Origin of the sequence: Methylobacterium phyllosphaerae, assembly GCF_001936175.1 — a bacterium.
Taxonomy (GTDB): Bacteria; Pseudomonadota; Alphaproteobacteria; order Rhizobiales; family Beijerinckiaceae; genus Methylobacterium; species Methylobacterium fujisawaense.
In genome coordinates, this window is record NZ_CP015367.1 from 5,774,538 (window position 1) to 5,791,720 (window position 17,183).

General features: G+C 67.3%; 15 protein-coding genes. 8 read left to right on the plus strand and 7 right to left on the minus strand.

Annotated features, from left to right (window positions below; all coding sequences use genetic code 11):
* Positions 1-4: 4 nt before the first annotated feature.
* The gene (locus tag MCBMB27_RS26385) at positions 5-1,183 is read right to left on the minus strand and encodes a zinc-dependent alcohol dehydrogenase (protein ID WP_075381667.1); all 1,179 of its coding nucleotides are present in this window, start codon (positions 1,181-1,183) and stop codon (positions 5-7) included.
* A gap of 327 nt (positions 1,184-1,510) precedes the next feature.
* Between MCBMB27_RS26385 and MCBMB27_RS26390 the strand changes: the two genes are divergently transcribed.
* Both MCBMB27_RS26390 and MCBMB27_RS26395 read left to right on the plus strand, forming a co-directional pair.
* Positions 1,511-2,482, plus strand: a complete 972-nt coding sequence (locus MCBMB27_RS26390) for an alpha/beta fold hydrolase (RefSeq protein ID WP_075381668.1) — start codon at positions 1,511-1,513, stop codon at positions 2,480-2,482.
* A gap of 14 nt (positions 2,483-2,496) precedes the next feature.
* The gene (locus tag MCBMB27_RS26395; RefSeq protein WP_075381669.1) at positions 2,497-3,171 is read left to right on the plus strand and encodes an HAD family hydrolase; all 675 of its coding nucleotides are present in this window, start codon (positions 2,497-2,499) and stop codon (positions 3,169-3,171) included.
* Positions 3,172-3,224: 53 nt separating this feature from the next.
* Here MCBMB27_RS26395 and MCBMB27_RS26400 read toward each other — a convergent pair whose 3' ends face one another.
* Complete coding sequence (locus tag MCBMB27_RS26400; protein WP_236952839.1) at positions 3,225-3,452, minus strand: hypothetical protein; 228 nt, start codon at positions 3,450-3,452, stop codon at positions 3,225-3,227.
* Positions 3,453-3,592: 140 nt separating this feature from the next.
* Here MCBMB27_RS26400 and MCBMB27_RS26405 point away from each other — a divergent pair, with 140 nt between their 5' ends.
* Positions 3,593-5,923, plus strand: coding sequence for an FdhF/YdeP family oxidoreductase (locus MCBMB27_RS26405; RefSeq protein WP_075381670.1), 2,331 nt, complete (start codon positions 3,593-3,595; stop codon positions 5,921-5,923).
* A 316-nt stretch (positions 5,924-6,239) separates the two neighbouring features.
* Entirely contained in the window at positions 6,240-6,986 is a 747-nt protein-coding gene (locus tag MCBMB27_RS26410; protein WP_075381671.1) for a Crp/Fnr family transcriptional regulator, read from the plus strand.
* 349 nt (positions 6,987-7,335) lie between these two features.
* On the opposite strand, the gene MCBMB27_RS26415 is transcribed toward MCBMB27_RS26410, so the two are convergent.
* Both MCBMB27_RS26415 and MCBMB27_RS29845 read right to left on the minus strand, forming a co-directional pair.
* Positions 7,336-7,692, minus strand: coding sequence for a hypothetical protein (locus tag MCBMB27_RS26415; RefSeq protein WP_075381672.1), 357 nt, complete (start codon positions 7,690-7,692; stop codon positions 7,336-7,338).
* A 215-nt stretch (positions 7,693-7,907) separates the two neighbouring features.
* Positions 7,908-8,459 carry a hypothetical protein gene (locus tag MCBMB27_RS29845; protein ID WP_139231631.1) on the minus strand — a complete coding sequence of 184 codons (552 nt, stop codon included), beginning with the start codon at positions 8,457-8,459 and terminating at the stop codon, positions 7,908-7,910.
* A 67-nt stretch (positions 8,460-8,526) separates the two neighbouring features.
* Here MCBMB27_RS29845 and MCBMB27_RS29850 point away from each other — a divergent pair, with 67 nt between their 5' ends.
* Positions 8,527-8,823, plus strand: a complete 297-nt coding sequence (locus MCBMB27_RS29850; RefSeq protein WP_139231630.1) for a hypothetical protein — start codon at positions 8,527-8,529, stop codon at positions 8,821-8,823.
* A gap of 409 nt (positions 8,824-9,232) precedes the next feature.
* Here MCBMB27_RS29850 and MCBMB27_RS31045 read toward each other — a convergent pair whose 3' ends face one another.
* On the minus strand, positions 9,233-9,871 hold the full coding sequence (locus MCBMB27_RS31045; RefSeq protein WP_075381674.1) for a BA14K family protein: 639 nt from the start codon (positions 9,869-9,871) through the stop codon (positions 9,233-9,235).
* Between the two features lie 717 nt (positions 9,872-10,588).
* Between MCBMB27_RS31045 and MCBMB27_RS26430 the strand changes: the two genes are divergently transcribed.
* From MCBMB27_RS26430 to MCBMB27_RS26440, 3 genes are all read left to right on the plus strand, one after another.
* A complete protein-coding gene (locus tag MCBMB27_RS26430; RefSeq protein ID WP_075381675.1) occupies positions 10,589-10,942 on the plus strand; it encodes a hypothetical protein in 354 nt (117 codons plus the stop codon).
* 45 nt (positions 10,943-10,987) lie between these two features.
* Positions 10,988-11,902 carry an extracellular catalytic domain type 1 short-chain-length polyhydroxyalkanoate depolymerase gene (locus tag MCBMB27_RS26435; protein WP_075381676.1) on the plus strand — a complete coding sequence of 305 codons (915 nt, stop codon included), beginning with the start codon at positions 10,988-10,990 and terminating at the stop codon, positions 11,900-11,902.
* A gap of 236 nt (positions 11,903-12,138) precedes the next feature.
* Positions 12,139-13,422, plus strand: coding sequence for a cation:proton antiporter (locus MCBMB27_RS26440; RefSeq protein ID WP_075381677.1), 1,284 nt, complete (start codon positions 12,139-12,141; stop codon positions 13,420-13,422).
* Positions 13,423-14,136: 714 nt separating this feature from the next.
* On the opposite strand, the gene MCBMB27_RS26445 is transcribed toward MCBMB27_RS26440, so the two are convergent.
* Entirely contained in the window at positions 14,137-15,114 is a 978-nt protein-coding gene (locus MCBMB27_RS26445; protein ID WP_075381678.1) for an HWE histidine kinase domain-containing protein, read from the minus strand.
* 113 nt (positions 15,115-15,227) lie between these two features.
* The gene (gene selB / locus MCBMB27_RS26450; protein ID WP_075382129.1) at positions 15,228-17,183 is read right to left on the minus strand and encodes a selenocysteine-specific translation elongation factor; all 1,956 of its coding nucleotides are present in this window, start codon (positions 17,181-17,183) and stop codon (positions 15,228-15,230) included.

Below are 17,183 nucleotides of genomic sequence, written 5' to 3' on the forward strand. Positions count from 1 at the left end.
GATGTCAGCCGTGCGGCTTGAACACGACCTTCGTGCAGTTGTCGGTCTTGTCCCGGAACGCTTTGTAGAGCGCCGGACCTTCCTCCAGATTGGTGGAACGGTGGCTGATGATGAAGGACGGATCGATATCCCCGTTCTGGATGTGCTCCAGCAGGGGCTTCATGTAGCGGACCATGTGGGTCTGGCCTGTCTTGAGGGTGAGACCCTTGTTCATGAGGACGCCGAGCGCCACCGGTCCGACGGGACCGGCGAAGACACCCGGCATCGAGACGTTGCCGCCGGGACGACACGCCAGGATCGCCTGATTGAGCGCGAAGGGCCGCTCCAGGCTCACCGTGTGCTCCATGATGGCGGAGGACACTTTCTGGAGGGTCGTGTCTGCCCCGTGGGATTCCATCCCGACGGCCTCGATCACGGAATCGGGCCCCAGGCCGTGGGTCATCTCCATCAGCGTGTCCTGCACGTTCTGCTGGCCGAGGTCGATGGTCTCGGCGCCGGCCTCACGGGCCAGCGCCAGCCGCTCGGGCACGCTGTCGATGGCGATGACACGCTTGGCGCCGAGCAGGTAGCAGCACTTCACCGCGAGCACGCCGACCGGGCCGCAGCCCCAGATCGCGACCGTGTCCTCCGGGCCGATGTCGCAGTGTTCCGCGGCTTGGTAGGCCGTCGGGAAGATGTCGCTGAGGAACAGGACCTGCTCGTCGCTGAGGCCGTCCGGGACGACGATGGGACCGACATCCGCGTAGGGCACGCGGAGATACTCGGCCTGGCCGCCCGCGAAGCCGCCGGTGATGTGTGAGAAGCCGAACAGGCCGGCGAGCGGATAGCCGTAGGTCTGCGCCTGGAGCTTGCCGTTCGGGTTTGTGCGCTCGCAGCAGCTCCAGTTGCCCCATTTGCACTGCCGGCACTCGCCGCAGCAGATCGTGAACGGCACGACGATGCGGTCGCCGACCTTCAGCTTCCGGTTGTCACGCCCGACCTCGATGACCTCGCCCATCGTCTCGTGGCCGAGGATGTCGCCGCATTCCATGGTCGGCATGAACCCGCCCATGAGGTGCAGGTCCGAGCCGCAGATGGCGCAGGCGGTCACCTTGATGATGACGTCCCGCCCCTCCTCGATCTTCGGGTCGGGCACGGTCTCGCAGGTGATCGTACCGCGGCTCTGCCAGGTGAGTGCCTTCATCGCAAATATCTCCATCGCCAAACAGCGGCGTTCTGAAATCAACCGCTGTTTAACGTCGAATGATCCGGATAATTCCGCACCTCATTCCGGCAAATTACGTTGCCGATTATTTATTCATAGGATCGGGATCGATCGCTGAACTCCGGTGTTGGCATATTGCAGTGCGTCATCCCCCCGCGATCCGACGCCATCACGAGGGTCGCGCCGAGAATTTGCGCGCGGCGTGCCTTCCACTCGGAATCGACTCGCCCCGCGACACGGGCCGCGCCGCTTCCGATCGATTCCGCTGATCGCGGCGCACGTCCTCTCACTCGTAAGGCTCACAGCATGACGCGACGCACCGACTCCCGCACATGGCTCGTTCCGGCGCTGCTCGGATCGGCCGCGGCCCTGGGCGCGTCCGCGCTCTACGCGGCGACGATGACACGCCGGGCGGAACGGGAGACGCCACCCGTCGGCTCGTTCCTGACCGTCGATGGTGTCCGCCTCCACTACCTGGAGCGCGGACAGGGCGAGCCGCTGGTGCTCATCCACGGCAACGGCACCCTGATCCAGGACTTCCTGATCAGCGGCATCGTCGACGACCTCGCCAAGCGCCACCGGGTCATCGTGTTCGATCGCCCCGGCTACGGCTACAGCGACCGGCCGCGCGGCTTCTGGACGCCCCGCGCCCACGCCACGCTCTTCCAGAAGGCGCTCCAACAGCTCGGCGTCACGCAGGCCGTCGTCCTCGGCCATTCCTGGGGCACGTTGGTCGCGATCGCTCTCGCGCTCCAGGCACCGCGGCTCGTGCGCAGCCTCGTGCTGGCCTCGGGCTACTACTATCCGACGCTGCGCGCCGACGTGATCCTGGCTTCGCCGGTGGCGATCCCCGGCATCGGCGACCTGCTGCGCCACACGGTCTCGCCGCTCGCAGGACGCCTCATGATGCCGGCCATGATCAAGGGGCTGTTCGCCCCGGCCGCCATCCCCGAGCGCTTCGCGCGCAGCTTTCCGACGGCCATGATGCTGCGCCCGCTGCAATTGCGCGCCTCGGCGGAGGATGCCGCGATGATGACGCCCGTCACGGTCGAGCTGCAGGCGCATTACGGGGATCTGGACCTGCCCGTCGTGATCATCACCGGTGGGGACGACCAGATCGCCGATGTCGGCCGCCAGTCGCGGCGGCTTCACCACGACGTGCCCGGCAGCGAGCTCGTGATCGTGCCCGGGATGGGCCACATGATCCATCATCTCGCACCCGAGCGTGTCGTCGCGGCCGTAGAGCGCGCGTCGGAGCGGATCCGTCCGGCGGCCTGAGGGAGCACGCAGCCATGCGGATCGAAACCTGCTTCCTGTTCGACCTCGACGGCACGCTCGTCGACAGCGTCTACCAGCACGTCCTCGCGTGGAATCAGGCGCTCGACGCGGAGGGGATTTCCCTCTCGGTCTGGCGCATCCACCGGAAGATCGGCATGAGCGGCGGCCTGTTCACGAACCAGCTCCTGCGGGAGACGGGGCGGGAGATCAGCGACGCACATGTCGCCAAGCTGGGCCGGCTGCATGCAGAAGCCTACGGACGGCTCTCGGGGCAGATCCGGCCGCTCCCCGGGGCGAAGGCACTGCTCGACACCCTGACGGCGGCCGGGATCCCCTGGGCGATCGCCACGAGCGGCCGGATGGAGACGGCCCGGGTCAATCTCGATGCGCTGGGCGTCGATCCGGATCGGGTCCCGGTCGTGACGCGCGACATGGTCAAATACGCCAAGCCCGACCCGGACCTGTTCCTGGCGGCCGCCGACCGCCTGGGCAGACCGATCGAGACGGCGGTGATCGTCGGCGATTCGATCTGGGACATGCTGGCTGCGCGCCGCTGCCGGGGTCTCGGCGTCGGCCTCCTCTCGGGCGGCTACGGCACCGAGGAGTTGGAGCGGTCCGGGGCCATACGCGTCTACGAGGATCCGGCCGATCTGCTGGACCATCTGGACGAGGTCGGCGGACGTCGCTGATCCGGGGCGGATGTCTGGGTGGCAACCGGCTCCGGCGCCCCGGCGCAGGGGAGTCAGGGTACGCGTTTTTGCGCCGTCCTCGCGTTGCGGACGAGACCGAGCACCCCCAGAACGCCGGCGCCCAGGCAGGCCGCCAGGATCAGCGAGGGCCGGATGCCGCTGCGGACGGAGGCGCGCTCCAGAGCGACTTCGAGGCTGCCGGCGAGATTGGCCGCCAGCGGCACCGCCCTGGTGTCAAAGAACAGCTTCGCTTCCGAAGGCCCCTCGGACTTCTTGAGCATGTAATCTCTCGTGACGGTCAAACGAACCTCCGTTAAAGAACACTATTTTCGCGAACAATTTAATACGTCGGCGTGTTGAAATGTAAACGCGTCCCGAGCGCCGGTGTTTCCCAAAGTTTTTCAGGCCAGGAGTTCTACCCTTGGACAAGCCCGTATTCAGGCCCTACCGCCTTCCCTCCGGCGGATGGGGCTCGGCGCGCTCGGTCGGCAACATCCTCCGGCAGGAAGGCGTGCTGGCGAGCGGGCCGATCGCGCTGACCCGCCACAACAAGGTCGACGGCTACCAGTGCAACAGCTGCGCCTGGGTGAAGCCCGCGAACCCGCTGCCGTTCGAGTTCTGCGAGAACGGCGTGAAAGCCATGGCCTGGGAACTCACCGCCCACCGCTGCACGCCGGACTTCTTCGCCAAGCACACGGTCACCGAGCTGCTGGACTGGGACGAGTACGAGCTCGAGCAGACCGGCCGCCTCACCCATCCGCTGCGCTACGATGCGGCGACCGACAGGTACGTGCCGGTCGCCTGGGGCCACGCCATCGAGGAGATCGCCCGCGAACTCCTGGCCGTGGAGGACCGGAAGACCGGCACCGTCTTCTACAGCTCGGGCCGCCTCTCGAACGAGGGCAGTTACCTCTACCAGCTCTTCGCCCGGCTCTACGGCAACAACAACCTGCCGGACTCGTCCAACATGTGCCACGAGACGACCTCGGTGGCGCTGCCGGTCAGCATCGGCCAGGGCATCGGCACCGTCTCGCTGGACGACTTCGCGAAGTCCGACTGCATCCTGTTCTTCGGCCAGAACCCGGGGAGCAACTCGCCCCGCATGCTCCACCCGCTGCAGGAGGCCAGCCAGCGCGGCGTACCGATCATCACCTACAACCCGCTGCGCGAGCGCGGGCTGGAGCGGTTCCTGAACCCGCAATCGCCCGCCGAGATGCTGAGCCGCACGGAGACCCGGATCAGCTCGCAGTACCATCAGGTCAAGGCGGGTGGCGACCTCGCGGCTTTGGCGGGAATCTGCAAATCCGTGCTGGACGCGCACGACGCTTCGCTGGCGGCCGGCGGCCCGGCGATACTCGACGAGGCCTTCATCCGGGAGCACACCCACGGCTTCGAGACCTTCGCCGACTGGTTGCGCGGCCAGGACTGGGACGCGCTGGAGCGCCGCTCCGGACTGCACCGGGCCGACATGGAGGCGACCGCAAAGGTTTACGGCGCGGCGAAGGCGACCGTCGCGGTCTACGGGATGGGCCTGACCCAGCACCAGGCCGGGGTCGAGACCGTGCAGATGCTGGTCAACCTGCTGCTGATGCGCGGCAATATCGGCCGCAGCGGCTCCGGCATCTGCCCGGTGCGCGGCCATTCCAACGTGCAGGGCCAGCGCACGGTGGGCATCACCGAGAAGCCTGAGCTGTTCCCCCTGGACCGGCTCGGCGCGCAGTTCGGCTTCGAGCCGCCGCGGGAGGCCGGCTACAACACCGTGGAGGCCTGCGAGGCGATCCTCAGGGGCGAGGTTCGGGCCTTCTTTATGCTGGGCGGCAACTTCGTCCGCGCCATTCCCGACCACGGCCAGATGGAGCCGGCCTGGCGGCGGCTGCGGCTGACCGTCAACGTGATCACCAAGCTCAACCGCAGCGCGTTGCTGCCGGGCGCGGTCAGCTACATCCTGCCGGTGATCGGCCGCCTGGAGATCGACGAGACCACGAAGGGCCAGCAGGTTCTGTCCATGGAGGACACCTCGGCCTGCGTGCACGGCAACCGCGGCCTGCGGCGCCCGGCCTCGCCGCACCTGATCAGCGAGATCCGGCTGATCTGCGAACTGGCGCAGCGGGTGCTCGAGCCCAACCCGCGGGTCCGCTGGGAGGATTACCGGACCGACTACGCGGAGATTCGGAAGGAGATCGGCGAGACGCTGCCGGAGTCCTTCTGGGACTACGAGCGGCGCATGTGGGAGCCGGGCGGCTTCCAGCGGGACCTGCCGGCCAAGCGCCGGGACTGGCACACGGAGACGGGCCGGGCCAATTTCGTCACGCCGACCGGCCTCGACGAGGATGCCGACATGCCCGAGGTCGGGCACGATTCCCTGCGCCTGATGACTTTGCGCAGCAACGACCAGTTCAACACCACGGTCTACGGCTACGATGACCGCTTCCGAGGCATCAAGAACACCCGGAAGGTGGTGCTGATGAACCGCTCGGATATCGATCGCCTGGGCCTGAAGGTCGGCCAAGCGGTGACGTTGCGGACGGTGGCGAACGACGGCGTCGACCGGGCGCTCTCAGGCCTGCTGGTGGTGGCCTACGACATCCCGATCGGCTGCATCGGCGGCTATTACCCGGAATGCAACGTCCTGATGCCGATCTGGCACTTTGCCATCGGCAGCAAGACGCCGGCCGCCAAGGGCATCCCCGTCACGATCCGGTCCGACGGCGACCGGGTGATCGCTCCCCTGCTGGAATACGCCGAAGGCTGAACGGACGCCGGGCCGGGTCTGAGCCCCGCTCCGGCGCAAGCCTCGAGGCCGGCGGCTCCGGTCATGACCCGCCTCCGGTCCGATTTTTTCGGTCAGCCGGTCAGAGGCCAGCCGTTCGGGTCGTCGCAGAGCGGCAGCCGCGTCGACCGGCAGAAACTGCGCGGTACCGATGATCAATCATTTCGCGAATCTGTCTTATGACAGAACACGAAACTGACATTGGTTTAGTCTCGCGAATATCATCAGCCGATTTGGTACAGGCTCTGGTGACTGGGAGAGCCGCGCGCTTCCGCCTGCAATGCCATGGTGGAACGATATGAGATCAGCCCCCGACCAGCATGCCCTGGGCATGCTCATCCGCAAGCTGGAGAGCATCGCCACCCTTTCCGACACCGAACGTCAGGCCATCCAGGGCCTGCCGGTGCGGATCCACCATCTCAACGCCCGGCAAGACATCGTACGCGATGGCGACCAGCCCACGCATTGCTGCCTCGTCCTCGAAGGATGGGCCTGCCGGTACAAGCTCCTCCGTCAGGGCAAGCGGCAGATCATGTCGTTCCACATTCCGGGCGACATCCCGGATCTGCAGAGCCTGCACGTTCGCACGATGGATCACAGCCTCGCCACTCTGACCAAGGCCGTCGTTGCCTTCATCCCCCACGAGAGCCTGCGGGAACTGACGGCGCGCCATCCCGGGCTCGCGGCGGTCTTCTGGCGCGACACGCTGATCGATTCGGGCATCTTCCGCGAATGGCTCGTCAGCATGGGCCGCCGCTCGGCCTTCGAGCACGTCGCGCACCTGTTCTGCGAGCTGTACCTGAAGCTGCAGGCGGTGGGCCTGGCAGGCAATTTCCGCTGCCCGCTCCCGATGACCCAGACTGATCTCGCCGACGCACTCGGATTGACACCCGTGCACATCAACCGTGTGTTGAAGGAGATGCGCGGTCAGACCCTGATCACGCTCCGCAGCAACGCACTGGTGATCGAGGCATGGGACGAGCTTCTGCGGGTCTCCGAGTTCGACTCCACATACCTGCAGCTTGAGAAGCGGGCGGTCGGATGAGGCCCCGTCCGCGCCGGTGCGGGCCGCCGCGAGGAGCCACGATCTTTAGGCCGGCACCCCGTCGCTGACAGTTTTCGCTCGCATGGTCCCGCACGCAGTTCAGGAGACCGCGCGGATCGCGCCGAAACTTCGGAAGGCAACCCCGGGACCGGTGGATAGGTCCGCCCGGCCTGAATTCGCCGACCGTGGTGGCACCGTATCTCGGATCGCGCAGCCGTCGGCGCGCGTGGCTTGTCGCGACCAAGCCCGGATCCTTCGGGGGAGCCATTCCGCACCGCCGGCGCAAGACATACAAGGTCTGGTTCAGGATGGTCGTGCCGCGTTGGTCCGATGGATCGCGCCAGCGAACTCAGTGTCCCATCCAGATGGCGGCACTCAGCACGATCCCGATCGCACCGATGAACCCGCTGAACCCCAGCACGATCCAGGTGTCCAGGCTGGGCGACCGTGCGGCGCGCCTGACCTTTGCGGACGCCGCCTCGGTCTCGCGCGCCAGCGCGATACGCTGATGCGACGGTGCGGAGCCGGCCGCCTCGTCATCGGTCCCGAGCGACGACAGGCCCGGGTCGTAGACGGCGATCTTGTCCCCCGTGGCGCCGCTGTCGATATCGGCTTTCAGCATCGCCGTGGTCGGCCGGTCGGAGGCGCCCAGCTCCGACACACGCAGGTTGCCGGGCGGCGGCGGGGCCTCGGATCGAAACAGCATGACACTCGCCTCTCGGGAAAAGCTCTGTTTGCTTCATGGGCCACGCCCATGCGTGAGTTCCAATGACTTCACCGAATATTGGTGCTCGGAACTGAGGCTTTGACCGCGGCAGGCCAGGGCTGCTCCCGATCGCATTGCTTGCAGGAACAGCCCCAGGACTTGATCTGACGTGCTCACTGCGGCTGGACCAGCGGCCCCCTTCGGCGGCAAACCGTCTAGCCGCCGCTGCCGCTGGATCCGCCGCTGCTGTTGGGCGCACCAACCTCGGGTCGGCTGGCGTTGCCGCCCGCGGCCGAACTGCTGCTGAACGCGTCTACGCCGGTCCCACCTGGAGATTCCGTGAAATCCTCCGCGCCACCCGTGTTGTTGGGCTGATTTGAGATGATGGATCCCGTCGCCGCAGGCTCGCGATAAGACGATCCTTGCGCCAGAGCCGGTCCTGCCGCGGTCAAGGCCGCGATCGCGAGGAGCAGTCGCTTCATGGGAGATCCTATCGATTCAGGAAGCACCGGCAGCGGCCGCCCCCATCCGAACGGCGGGCGGACGCATCCGGTTGAGGCGGCGGGTTTGACGAGTCCGCGGACTCTATTGCCGGAGACTGCAGCGGGCCGACCGTGCGAATTCCCGCCCTTGATGAAGCTCTCCCAGTCCGCGAGGTTCCGCACCGCGGAGGCTTTCGATGCGAAATGCTTTCGTCTTTCGGTAAATTCCGGCTCTGTATTGCTGTTTTCTATCAAAAGACAAATCAAAAAGACGATCCAATCCAATTTATGTTGAGGCCTCGACCTGGGGCCGGGAGCCATGTTGCATCGCCGAACCCCAAGGAGGCCCGACGTGACAACCATTCCTCAGCTTGATCAGAACGAATTGAGCATCCTACAGCGCCTGGTGACAGACTTGGTGACAAAACAACTCGGTCACGCGACCGCAGGCCATGTGGATATGATTGCTCGGTTGCAGCACCTGGAACAGGCCGCGTGGACAACGAGCGCCGATCGCCAGACCCTCCAGGTGATCACCTCCGGCCGACGACTGCTCGGAGACGCGAGCGACCTCACGCCGGATGCGCTGAAGCGTCGACCGGTGCGGAAGCGCCCGGCAGATCGTTCATACGCTCTCCGGCACGCCTGAACCGTCTGGGATACCGCGACGGGTGAACAGCCGCCCTGATGGCGGCGGGACACGGATGGCTTCCGCGGACGGCCCCGGCCGGTGGTCGGAAGCCCGCGGTATCGATCATTGCCTGTCCGCGCTTCGCCATCCGAGCGGCGCCGCCCCAGGGCGGGAGCGCGCGCGGGGGCGTTCAGACGCCGCAACGGGAGATCGGCAACGGACTGCGACAGTGAGCGTGAACGGCGCCCGTTCCTCGCAGAAGCAGAGTCGGGCGACACATCCGGCTGGTCGGAAAGACCTTCGTCACGAAGGGCGCGTGACCCGCTCTCTCACCCGACCACAGCCGGAGCCCGGTGGGGCCGATGGCCCGCAGCCGTGCAGCTAGGGGCCTGTCGTGCCGCGGTCCCCTCAGAGGCCGCGCAGGTCGTTACGGGCAGGAATGGCGCTGACCATCGTTGCCCAGATAGGTGCCGCTCCGACGGTCGTACGACCGGAAACGCTGAACGCAGTAGCTGACCGAGTCGCCGGCAGGCGCCACCTCCGTCTCGACGGCACCGTAACCCTGCCCGTATCCGGCTGGGGCATAGCCACCCCCGTAACCGCCGTAACCGGCAGGCGCGTAGTCCCCGCCATAATATCCGTCGTCGAATCCGCCGTAACCATAGCCCAATCCAGCTCCAGCGAGGCCGAGACCGACGCCCAGCCCCAGGCCGCCATAGCCAAAGCCATAGCCGCGTCGGCCGTAGCCCCGCCCGCCGAACCCTCTGCTGCCAGCGAAGCCTGTTCCGCGGATTCCACCGCCCCCGAGGCCCCCGCGTCCACCGAAGCCGCCACCCGCGAGTGCGCCGCCACCGAAGCGATTGCCGCCGAGCCCGCCTCCGAAGCCGCGACCTGCTACGCCACCCCGGAAGCCGCCACCGCCGAACCCGCCCCCGTGGAACCCACCGCCTCCGAAGCCGCCGCCGCGGAACCCGCCCCCACCGAAGCCGCCGCGCGCATCAGCGCTCGCCGGAAGTATCACCAGCGTCCCGAGGACGACGGCGGCCGTCAGGATTGTCTGTTTCATCGTTTCCTGCCAATCGAAGATAAATATTTCTTCCGATCCGACAACGCGCCGGCGGGCAAATAGGTCATGCTACATTATGTCCATATTCAGATGAGCAATATTAATACGGCAAGCCGAAACCATCTTTCGGCACGGCGCCGGGCTCTCGCCGCACGGCGAAACCGTCTGCATGGAATGTCCTGTGACGGGCGCGTCGTCCGAATGCCTCAGGTCGCCCGCCCTGTCTCCGCGACCTCGTCCAACGCGCGCACCAGAGGACGTTCCATGTGTCGAGGCTTGCGAGCCGAGGCCGGGACGCGGGTGATGGCTATGCCTCCGGGGCGAAGCCGACCCTGAACCGGCCGATCGCAGAAGCAACCACTGAATTACGATGCTGCTATCGACATAACTTACCATCAAATGATGGAACTACGATAGGTTAAATCCGTCATACGGCGCAGAAAAAAGCCTATCGAACGCGCACTCGACCATGATCTGGACAATCTTCGATCTGTTCCTCAGATCTGCCGATAATAACGTGGTCTAAAGGCTAAATTTTTGGCTGCTTACACCCTCAGACGCAGGCCTGTCCCGCGTTTCGTGCCGCAAGGCAACAAGACGACGAGGCGAGGATTGTCCCGATGCTACCCTCGCATCGACCGGTGAGGGACGGCATCGGATTATGCGCTCGCCGAGCGGATCCCGGATGCTGCCGACCCTTGGAAAGTCCGTTCGCCGATGCGCCTCGTCCTGGCCACCCTCACTATCCTGACCGCCGCCTTCGCGCCTTTGCCGGCGCTGGCATCGTCCGGCGCCGAGCGAATCGGTACCATCGAACGGCGTCTCGATCGCGCCGGTGCCGTCCAGGCGATCGGCCTGCAAGCAGGACTCATCCTTCGGACCGGATCAGCCGGGGGCATGCAGGCTACCCGCGATGCCCCGAACGATCCCGCCCGGGTCTCGACGGCCGAGGGCGTCGGGCACGCCAGCAGCCTCATCGTCCATTGCGCCGACGCGGATCGGCGCGGCGACAGGCGGTCCTGCGAGAACACCAGGCACGCCGTGAAAGGCGTGCTCGGTGCGTCGTCGTAGCCCGACCCGATTGCCGCAGGTTCAGCCACCCACGAGAGCACCCCAATGAGTCAGTCCCTTGGGACAGCCCTGACACGCCCGTCGGGGCTGGCCATCGACCGGCCGCGCGCGCTGGCGCGCCGGTTCGGCAACGCCGCCGGAAGCCGGGCCTACGACCTGTTCGTTCCGTCCGGATATGCAGGGACACCGCTTCCGCTGGTGGTGATGCTGCACGGTTGTTCGCAGACGTCGCGCGACTTCGCCATCGGTACGGGAATGGACGCTATGGCGGAGGCGCAGGGCTTCCTCGTCGCCTATCCCGACCAGCCACGGTCGGCCAACTTCGCCAAGAGCTGGAACTGGTTCAGGGATGAGGACCAGAGACGCGGCCGGGGCGAGCCGTCAATCATCGCCGGTCTGACGCGCGCGATCATGGCCGAGTTCTCCGTCGATCCGTCGCGGGTCTATGTCGCCGGCCTGTCCTCGGGCGGTGCGGCCGCCGCGGTGATGGCGATGATGTACCCGGACCTCTACGCAGCGGTCGGCATCCATTCTGGATTGGCGTGCGGTTCGGCCGGCTCGATGTCGGCCGCCATCGCCACGATGCGGCGGGGTGCCTTGCTCCGGCCGGTACAGGCCGCGCATCCCGTGCCGACCATCGTTTTCCACGGAGACAGGGACACGACCGTCTCGCCGGTCAACGGCGATCAGGCGCTCGCCCAGGCGCAGCCCGAGGGACGACTGACCGTTACCACCGTCGCGGGACGCTCGAAGGGCGGGATGGCATATACGCGGAGGGTCCTGACCGAACCGGACAGCCAGTGGTCTTCGGAGCACTGGGTCCTGCACGGCGCCGGCCATGCCTGGGCCGGCGGCCACCCGGCCGGCTCGCACACCGATCCGACCGGTCCGGATGCCAGTGGCGAGATGCTGCGCTTCTTCCTGTCGCACGCGAAGAACCGTCGAGCGCACCGCCACTGACGTTCTTGGCGGATGTGCCAGACCCGGCGGGTTCTTGAGGAGCGCGCCTCAGGCGACCTTCCTGTCCAAGTTTTCGACTGATGGGCCGGCTCGGGCCGGAGGCGAGGGCGGTCAAGGTGCGGCTTCGGGCGGGCTGGCACAAACCGTCGCTTCGTGCGGAGGGGACCCGGCGGACCGACCGTTGCAGACGGTGCGGGATGAGGAACGAGCCGGGCCCCAATGCGGTTCATCGTTGAATGGAAACCTATGTCCTCGTCGTCGCCGGGTTCGGTGTCCTGGTGCTTCTGACGGCATGGCTGCCGATGGTGCTCCGGGCCCTTCCTCTGTCCCTGCCCATCTGCTGCGTCGGGATCGGGGCCGCACTGTCCGCCATCCCGGCTGTAGCCGCCATCACACCCCATCCGAGCCTGCATCTGAAGCTCATCGAGCATGCGACCGAGGCGGTCGTCGTCATCTCGTTGATGGGCGCGGGCCTCAAGATCGACCGGCTCATCGGCTGGAAGCGCTGGGCTGTGACGTGGCGCCTGCTCGGCATCGCCATGCCGCTGACCATCCTCGCCCTGACGGCTTTGGCATCGACCCTGCTGGGACTCGGGCTTGCCGCCGCGCTTCTGCTGGGTTCATCCCTGGCACCCACCGATCCGGTCCTCGCGTCCGACGTTCAGGTCGGTCACCCGGCCGAGGATCACGAGGACGAGCCGCGCTTCGCCCTGACTTCCGAGGCCGGGCTCAACGACGGCCTCGCCTTTCCTTTCGTGAACCTGGCCATCGCGCTCGCCGCAAGCGGCGGATTGGCCGGCTTGTCCTGGTCGCACTGGTTCGCGGTGGATGTCCTCTGGAAGATCGCCGTGGGTGCCGTGCTGGGCGCGATCATCGGCCGGGCCCTCGGCTGGCTGACCTTTCACCTCCCGAACCTGTCGAAGCTGTCCCGAACCGGTGACGGCTTCGTGGCCCTGGGTGTGACCTGCCTCGCCTACGGCATCGTCGAAGCCGCAGACGGCTACGGCTTCATCGGCGTGTTCGCCGCGGCCCTGGCCCTTCGCTCCTCGAGCCGGGGCCATGGTTATCATCGCAAGATGCACGACTACGCCGAGGAACTCGAACGCCTCCTGATGATGGTGCTCCTCGTCGGCTTCGGCGCCGTGCTCATCGGCGGCGGCTTACTCGAGGCTCTCACCTGGCAAGCCGCTCTGTTTGCCCTGATCGCACTTCTGGTCGTCCGTCCTCTGAGCGGATGGATCGGCATGCTGGGCAGCGACCGAGCCCTTGAGGAGCGCGCAGTCGTGAGCTTCTTCGGCATCCGGGGGCTCGGGACCGTCTACTATCTCGCCTTTGCCTGCGGACAGGCCACGTTCGAGCGCGCGGACCTTCTCTGGGCCACAGCCGGCCTGACGGTTCTGATCTCGATCCTGATGCATGGCGTCACCGTCACGCCGACGCTGCGTTTGGTGGACCGAAGGATGGGACGGGGGACGGAGAGCTCACAGCTCGGCTTGGTGTTCACGGCACCCCCACCCTGAAGCGGCCTCGGAACCAAACCGTTTCCCGAGCCCTCCAGTCATGAACCGCGCCGGGTTTTCCGGAGGCTCCAACGCCCGGGAGATTGGAGCCAGGACGCCGAATATTACGCCCGTTCGCCGAGGTTCGCGAGCGGGCGGTCCGGCCGGTCCGGGAGCATGAGGGCGAGCACGTCTTGCAATGGGCTGCATCCGGTCGATCGACCCATCGATGGCCCACGCCCATGCAGCGCGGCCGGCCGATCCGAAGCGGCTGCCGGCCCGAGCCGAAGGAGACGCGCGGTGGCGCGCGGCACGATGGCCCGGCCGATGCGGGGGAGGGGCCTGACCGGCGTCGTCCGACGGCGCAGGATCCGCACCACCGGTCCCGATCCGGCGGGGCCTCGTCTGCTTCTCCGCCCGCGGGTCGCAGCGATCCTTGGACGCTATCAGTTTCGCCACTCTCGAACGGGTCGATCGGTTCTACCACCGGCGGCGGCTCGAACTGGTCGACCTCCGGGAAACACGGCGTGGCTCAGAAGGAACGGAGCTTTGAGCGTTTGGCCCGTCGGCTAAAGCGCCGAGGGGCCGCGAATCCAACGCGGCAGCTCTTCGCCCATACCCGGCATTCGATCAGAGCACGCTGACGCGGTTCCGGACCGGCAACAGAAGGCGAGCTCTTTGCATCCTGTGATCCGAGGCTTGCTGTTGCACGACCGGAGCGCCGGGCCGTGTCAGTCACCGGATCGGCACGATCATGCGGAAATGGAGACCGGCATCGTCGATGGTCCGCTGGAACTGACCGGCCAAGCTGCGTTCGATGGTCTGCGTGAGGAGCCGCGATCCAAAGCCGGTGCCGTCGGCCTTGGCGGGGCCTGACGGCGCCGCGCCTTCGGTCCAGTCGAGGGTCAGGGCGTGATCGACGACACGTCCGACTAGGTTCAGGGTGCCTCCGTTGGCGAGCGCGCCATACTTGGCCGAATTGGTGGCGAGTTCGTGGAAGATCATCGCGTAGTCGTCGACCCTGTCGGGGGCTGCCACGGCGGCGTCCTCGATATCGACCGCGATGTTAACGCCCTGCAGGTACGGCGACAGGATACGCGCGGCGAGGTCTCGCAGCCGCACGTCGCCCTGCTCGAGCCCGTGCGACCGCGTCGCCAGAGTGGTCGCCTCGTGTAGGACGTGGAACCGCCGCGACAAATCCTCGGCGAAGCTGGCGGTGGACTCGGCCTCCCGGGCGACGATGTTGGTCAGCGCGCGGGCGACGGTGAACATGTTCGATACCCGGTGCGCCAGTTCCAGGGTCATCAGCCGCTCGGCCTCCTCGGCACGCTTGCGGTCGGTGATGTCGAGGAAGATGGCCTGGATCCACGCGCCGACCCGGCCCTCGTCCCCGCCGATGCCGCGGGCAGAGATCCAGCGGACGTCCGGGTCTTCCCCGATGCGGAAGTCGAAACTGTAGGCCTTCGGGCTGGTCGCGCTCGCGAACCAGTCGAGCATCATCTTGGGTCTGTCCTCGACATTCACCTTGGCGAACAACGCGTCGATGCTCACCACCGGCTCCGTGGTGCCCCAGAAGGCCATGCAGAGGCCGTCGAGCCGGGCGAGGCGCGCCTCCGGGGCCCAAGCCCACATCCCGACGCCGCCCCGGTGGATGGCCGCAGTGAAGCTGGCGAGCGTCCATTCGTCGCCGGTCAGATCCGTGCCCTCGACCATGCTGCTTCCCAAACCGCACCTGAAGTCCTTGGCAGGCGCATCGCTACCGTGACGGTACGAAACGCTCCCCCGAGGCCTTTGCTCCAGACCCGATCACGCCCGTCGAACGGGAGTCACAGGCCGCCCTTCCTGGGATCCACCAGCCGTCCGTCCGCGACACGCGTCGTGAAACCACGGGCGTCGAAATAAGCCAGCACCGGCATGGTCATGTTCCGACTGATCCCCGTCGCCTCGCGGAAGCGGCCGACCGTCAGGAGCGCCTGCGGATGGTCCGCCGCCACCGCGCATGCTCGCGCCGTCAACTCGGCAAGGACGCCCGGCAGCACGTAGTAATGCCCGGATATGCGCCGCAGCCATCCGAGCCGGCCGAACCTGTCGAGATGCGGCCGCAGGGTTTCCGGCTCCCGACCCACCTGTTCCGCGAGGTCCGCGAGGCGCGGTTGATCGAGACCAGCCGCCTCCAGGCGGATCCTGACCGCCTCGTAGAGGGCGGCCTCCGGCGGGGCAAGGCGGACTTCGTGGCCGGGCAGGTGGTAGAGATGCTCCCGCCGAAGAATACGGGCGTCCATGAGCAGCCGATCGAGGGCAACCCGCAGAGCGGGACGCTCCGGCAGCGCCACAGGCGCGCCGATCTCCTCGGCCGACAGGCCGGGATTGTCCGGCTCCGACCGGTGTGCGGCGTCGAGACGTGCGACCACGGTTTCGCCGAGTGCTGCGATCCGCGCGCCGGCGAATCCCCGCAATCCGGCCGGCCCCGCTATCGCGACGACGCCGTGCGCGCACGTCAAGGCTTCCAGGGCGGGCCTCGGGATATTCCGCACGCGGGCGAAATGGTCGAGGTCGGCTCCTGCCTCGCTCACGTCGAGGAGGCCGGTGAGCGCCGCAGCATGATCCGGGGTGTCCAGCGCCGCGACCACCGCGCGTCGCCCCGGCGCCCAGGCCCCCCGGCGGGGTCCCTCGATGTCGATGACCCGGCCGCCGCCGAGCGTGCGGGCGGCGGACGCGTCGCGTAGCACAAAGCGGTCGCCGTGCAGCGCGCCGAGGCTGCCGTCGAGGGCGATCCGTGCGTGCGCCGCCGCGCCGGGCTCGACCGCGATTCCGGGTGACAGGAGCACCCGTCCGGTCACGGACGCCGCCCCATGATGGATGTGGACGGGCGTGCGGTGACGCAGCGGACGCGCCTCGCCCGGCAGGACGCGCAGCGCCACGTCGAGATGGCTGGCGGGGCCGTGGAGTTGCGGCGCCAGGATCCAGTCACCCCGGTGGATACCCGCGCGGGACAGGCGGGGACCGGACAGGTTGAGGGCGCAGCGCTGACCGGCCTCTGCGACATCACACGGTTCGTTGCCGGCGCGCAGGCCCCGCACCCGCGCCTCGAACCCGCTGGGGGATACGACGAGATGATCGCCGACCCGGACGGCGCCGGCATGGATCGCCCCCGTGACGACGAGGCCGGCGCCGACGACAGTGAAACAGCGGTCGACCGCGAGCCGGAACTCTGTCCCGGCGGCCCCAGGGGACGGGCTGGCTGCAGCCTCTTCCAGGTACCGGGCGAGGTCGGCGATGCCGGTCCCGCGCAGCGCCGAGCAGGCGATCATGGGCGCTTGGACGGGCGCTTGGACGGGCGCTTGGAGCGGCGCGTTGCCGGGTGCGTGCGCGAGGCCGGTGCCGGAGAGCGCGACGCGGACCTGCGCCTCGACTTCGGACAGGCGACGGTCGTCGACCCGATCGCTCTTGGTGATGGCGACGACCGCCCGGCGCAGGCCGAGCAAGTCGAGGATCGCGATGTGCTCGCGGGTCTGAGGCATCACGCCATCGTCGGCTGCGACGACAATCAGCGCGAAGTCGACGCCCGTGGCGCCGGCCACCATCGTACGCACCAGCCGCTCGTGACCAGGCACGTCCACGAAGCCGACGGTTCGGGTCCCAAGACGCGTGTAGGCGAAGCCCAGATCGACGGTTATGCCGCGGGCCTTCTCCTCCGGCAGACGGTCGGCGTCGATCCCGGTGAGCGCCTTCACCAGAGCCGTCTTGCCGTGGTCGATATGGCCGGCGGTGACGACGATCAC